5 protein-coding genes are annotated in these 4158 nt (G+C 58.0%); all 5 read left to right on the plus strand.

The features are described from left to right. The coding region (locus KF708C_RS34000) for an aspartyl/asparaginyl beta-hydroxylase domain-containing protein (RefSeq protein WP_063923113.1) at positions 1 to 537 on the plus strand (537 nt) is incomplete at its 5' end. Beyond that, on the plus strand, positions 534 to 986 hold the full coding sequence (locus KF708C_RS34005; protein ID WP_059416284.1) for a hypothetical protein: 453 nt from the start codon (positions 534 to 536) through the stop codon (positions 984 to 986). The genes KF708C_RS34000 and KF708C_RS34005, both read left to right, overlap by 4 nt. Positions 987 to 998: 12 nt before the next feature. Continuing rightward, complete coding sequence (locus KF708C_RS36310) at positions 999 to 1787, plus strand: DNA transfer protein p32 (RefSeq protein WP_156174076.1); 789 nt, start codon at positions 999 to 1001, stop codon at positions 1785 to 1787. Next, positions 1787 to 3361: a hypothetical protein gene (locus KF708C_RS36315; RefSeq protein ID WP_156174077.1), complete on the plus strand. Its 1575-nt coding sequence runs from the start codon at positions 1787 to 1789 to the stop codon at positions 3359 to 3361. Before KF708C_RS36310 ends, KF708C_RS36315 begins: the two co-directional genes overlap by 1 nt. Then, a partial coding sequence (locus KF708C_RS35355; RefSeq protein WP_156174078.1) for a transglycosylase SLT domain-containing protein occupies positions 3361 to 4158 on the plus strand: 798 nt, incomplete at its 3' end. The genes KF708C_RS36315 and KF708C_RS35355, both read left to right, overlap by 1 nt.

The raw sequence follows: 4158 nt of genomic DNA on the forward strand, positions 1-4158 counted from the left end.
CAAGGGGTTGACGTGATGCCGCTGCTGGTTGCTCTACATCAGCGGCCCGATCTCTGGGATCAGAATAGATTGCGCACCACGCATGAGCTGACGCCTCACAAGCAGGTTTCGGACATCTGGCTGCGCTTCAACGACCTCAATAAGTATGAGCAGACCGGAGATCCCTCATCTGTCATCGACGAGCACGAATCGATCTGCTATCCGGCCTTCCACGCCCTACCTCAAGCCCGCCAGATGATCATGAATCTTATGGCGCGTGTTGAGGGCATCAGATTGGGCCGCTGCTTGATCACGCGCCTCATGCCCGGGAGAAAGATCGATCCACACGTCGACGGCGGGGAGCATGCCGCCTATTACGAGCGCTTCCATGTGGTGCTGCAAGGCAATCCGGGAAGCATCTTCAGGTGCGGCGACGAAACAGTGCAGATGCTCACCGGAGAGGTTTGGTGGTTCGATAACTCGGTCGAGCATGAGGTGATCAACAACAGTGCCGAGGAGCGGCTGCATCTTATCGTGGATATCAGGACCATCAAATGATCACCTTCGCCATCGAGCGGTTCTCGGATGTCTACGGCGAGCTGTTGCCCCTGCTGGATCGGCATTACGCCGAGATCTCGACCCACAAGGACCATGACGTCCCGCTGGATCCGATGGTCGAGGTCTATCGCGCGAGAGAGGCAGATGGCTCGCTGATGATGGTGATCGGGCGTGAAGAAGGCGTGATTGTGGCCTATCTCGTGGCATTCGTCGCGCCGGGGCTGCACTACCGCTCGTGCCTCACCTGCTCTCCGGACATCTTCTTCGTGCGCGAGGACAAGCGCACTGGCATGGCCGGAATCAGGATGATGCGTTTCGTGGAAAAGGAATTGCGCCGCCGCGGCGTGAAACGCTGGGCGATGGGTAGCAAGGTTCAGCATGATGCCTCTGCGCTGTTTCGCTATCTCGACTTCAAGCCGGTCGAGACGATGCATGAAAAGTGGCTGTAACGGAGAACTGAAATGGTCGCAGCAGCAGTGGGCATCGGTACTGCCGTAGCAGGAACTGCGGGTGCCGCTATGTCCTCAAGCGCCGCAAAAAGCGCAGCCAATACGCAAGCCGACGCGGCAAATCGTGCTGCCGATCTGCAGTGGCAGCAGTTTCAGCAGATGCAGCAGAATCTGCAGCCGTACATGGACCTTGGCAGCAATTCCATTTCTGGATTGCAAGCCCTCCTGAACGGAGGTGGACTCACGCAGCAATTCAACTTTAACCCATCGCAGAAACAACTCGAGCAGACGCCGGGCTATCAATTTACGCTTCAGCAGGGGCTCAAGGGTGTAGACAATGCCGCAGCCGCAAAAGGGTTGAATCTTTCCGGCGCACAGTTGAAGGGCATTTCTGACTATACGACTGGGTTAGCAGACCAGACCTACCAGCAGCAATACCAAAATGCGCTGCAATCGTTCATGACGAACTACGGCATCAATTCCGATCAGTACAACCGGCTAGCTGGGCTTGTAGGTCTCGGCCAGAATGCTGCAGCTGGCGTCGGGAATGCAGGGCTTCAAACTGCTTCTAATGTGGGCAATGCGCTGATGGGTGGCGCAGCAGCTAGAGCTGCCGGGCAAGTTGGTTCAGCCAATGCGATCAATGGTGGAATTGGATCATTAGGTAGTAGCGTAGGACTCTACAGCCTACTGAACAATCAGAATGCTATGGCAAATTCAGGTTTCGGATATAGCGGACCTGGATCGCTGTTCGGTGGAAGTGCAGCCGCATATAACATGGACCCGAGTTATGGGGGCTGATGAAAATGGCCAACCTTGATGTCAACCTACTGAATCCAAGTATTCCGTTAGGGGTGAAGCCTCCGCAGAATGGCTTGGCTCAACTTGGTCAGACCGTGGATACCGCGCGCGGGCTTATCGGCCTGCAATCTGCCTCGCAGCAGCTGGGGGCCAATCAGATCATCTCGCAGGCCTATCAGCAGGCGACCGACCCACAGACCGGCCAAGTGGATTTTGGCAAGCTTCAGGCTCTCGCCACACAGGGCGGAGCGGGCGCTTTCCTGCCTGATTTCATGGCGAAGATCGCCTCTCAGCGTAATCAGCAATTGTCGTATGACACAGGCAAACTGGAACTGGCACTGAAGCAACAGACCGATCTTCGGAATCGCATTGGTTCCCTGATGTCGTCGCCAACTTATGGAAAGAGCGACATGAAGAATGAGATCATCAGCGCGATAGGTCAGGCGCTAGCGTCCGGCACGTTGCCGATAGAAGTTGCACAACGCGAAGTGGCCAGCATTCCCGGCGACCCGGCGGCACAAGCCGAATGGATCAAGCAACACTATCTGAATTCGCTGTCTGGGGAGGCCAAGATTCATGCCATGCTGCCGCGCACGCAAGTACTGAATACGGGCGGTCAGACACAGGTGCTGAACATCGACCCGCTGACCGGCAAGCCCAGCATCGCCGGTTCTCTGCAAAACACGTTAACGCCTGGCGAAGCCTCCACAGAAGTCCCTGGTGTCACGCCAGAAGGGACGCCCTATACCATGACGCGCGCTCAGCGCCTTGCAATGCTACCGGGGGGGGGTGTCGGCGCTCCGGGGACAGGCGGAGCCTATACCGGCCGTTTCCCGGGAGCAGAGGGAACGCCAGCGGGTGCCCCTAGCGCTGCTCAGGTTCCTGCGGGAGCATTGCAAACGGGTCTTTCCCCTGCAGCACAGGCGACGCAAGCATCCGGCGCTAGTGCACAAGCCAGCCAGTCGGCTACGGCGGCGCAACAACTCCATGACTCGGCAGCAGATGTGCCGATGCGTATCAGTCTTCTGAATCAGGCGCGCGATGCATTGGGTGGCATCAATACCGGTCCTGGTGCCGATTGGCGCAATACGGCCAAGTCGTTCGCCAATGCGCTGGCGCCTGATGTTGCCAAGAAAATCGGCTGGACTGGCGAGGTGAAGGACTTCGATGAGTTTAAGAAGATCCTGACGAACTATGCATCATCGGTGTCGGGCTCGCTCGGCACCGGAACGGATGCGCGTCTGAATGCCGCGGTGACGGGAAATGCCAACCCGAATATCTCGAAGCTCGCCAACGATGACATCCTAGTGAAGACGATTGCCGCGGAGAAGATGCGTGCCGCGCAGGACTATGCCTGGCAGAACTCCGGTAACACGCCGGACAAGTTTAATCAGTGGCAGTCGCAGTGGAACAAGAATGTCAGCCCCGATGCATTTGCCTTCGTGGAGATGAGTCCGACTCAGCAAAAAGATTTTCTCGCGCGACAGCAAAAAACCGGAGCGCTCGGCAAGTTCAAGTCCGACCTCGGCAACTTGGTGCGTAGCGGCGTGATCTCGATGCCTGGGAGCCAGTAATGGCAAAACAACCTGATCTCTCGCCATTCATCCAAGCCTCCGCACAGCGCTGGAACGTCGATCCCGCGTTATCTTCCTCTGTCGTTCAACAGGAATCGAGCGGCAATCCGGGCGCAGTGAATACGGAAGGTGGCGGCCAAGGTGCATATGGCGCCATGCAAGTCCGTCAAGCGGCACTGGCAGACTACAACAAGGCAAATGGCACCAAGTACAGCATGCAGGATCTGCTGAAGCCGCAGATCGGGGTAGACGTTGGGACTTGGTATTTGTCACAGCAACTGGATCAGTTCAATGACCCGGTGAAGGCGCTGATCGCATATAAACAAGGGCCGAACTCGCAGGACGTTGCCAAGGGCGTCCATCCGTATGCCAATCAGGTAATGGCGCGGCTCCAAGGTCCGCCAGCCAAACCGGCCACACTCCCCGGTGTGCCGGCTGCGCCGCAGCCTAGCGCAACCGATGATGATGCGATTCTGGCCGCTTTCTCGAAAGGCGGTGCTGCTCCGGGAAATGCGGTGGCGCGCCCAGACAGCGATGACGCTATCCTATCGGCCTTCACCAAGGCACCCTCGGAAGCGTCTGCGGCAAAGCCTGCGCCCGCTTCCCAACAGGCGGCAACTGCGCCCACCGAAGAAGCTCCCGGGAAACCCGAGTCTTTCGGCGCCGGTCTTGGGCATGGCTTCGGCAGCATCGTGCTCGGCGCAGAGCAACTGGCAGGAAAGGGACTACAGCAGTTCGACGCGACCCGCGGCGCTGGTAACTGGCTGGTGAACGATGCGAACGCCGGTCTGCGCAAG

It is taken from the genome of Cupriavidus basilensis (assembly GCF_000876015.1).
GTDB lineage: Bacteria > Pseudomonadota > Gammaproteobacteria > Burkholderiales > Burkholderiaceae > Cupriavidus > Cupriavidus basilensis_B.

Excerpts from the sequence above, each read along its gene's own strand:
- KF708C_RS34005 (WP_059416284.1), top strand. The coding sequence starts at position 534 with ATGATCACCTTCGCCATCGAGCGGTTCTCGGATGTCTACGGCGAGCTG.
- KF708C_RS36310 (WP_156174076.1), top strand. The coding sequence starts at position 999 with ATGGTCGCAGCAGCAGTGGGCATCGGTACTGCCGTAGCAGGAACTGCG.
- KF708C_RS36315 (WP_156174077.1), top strand. The coding sequence starts at position 1,787 with ATGAAAATGGCCAACCTTGATGTCAACCTACTGAATCCAAGTATTCCG.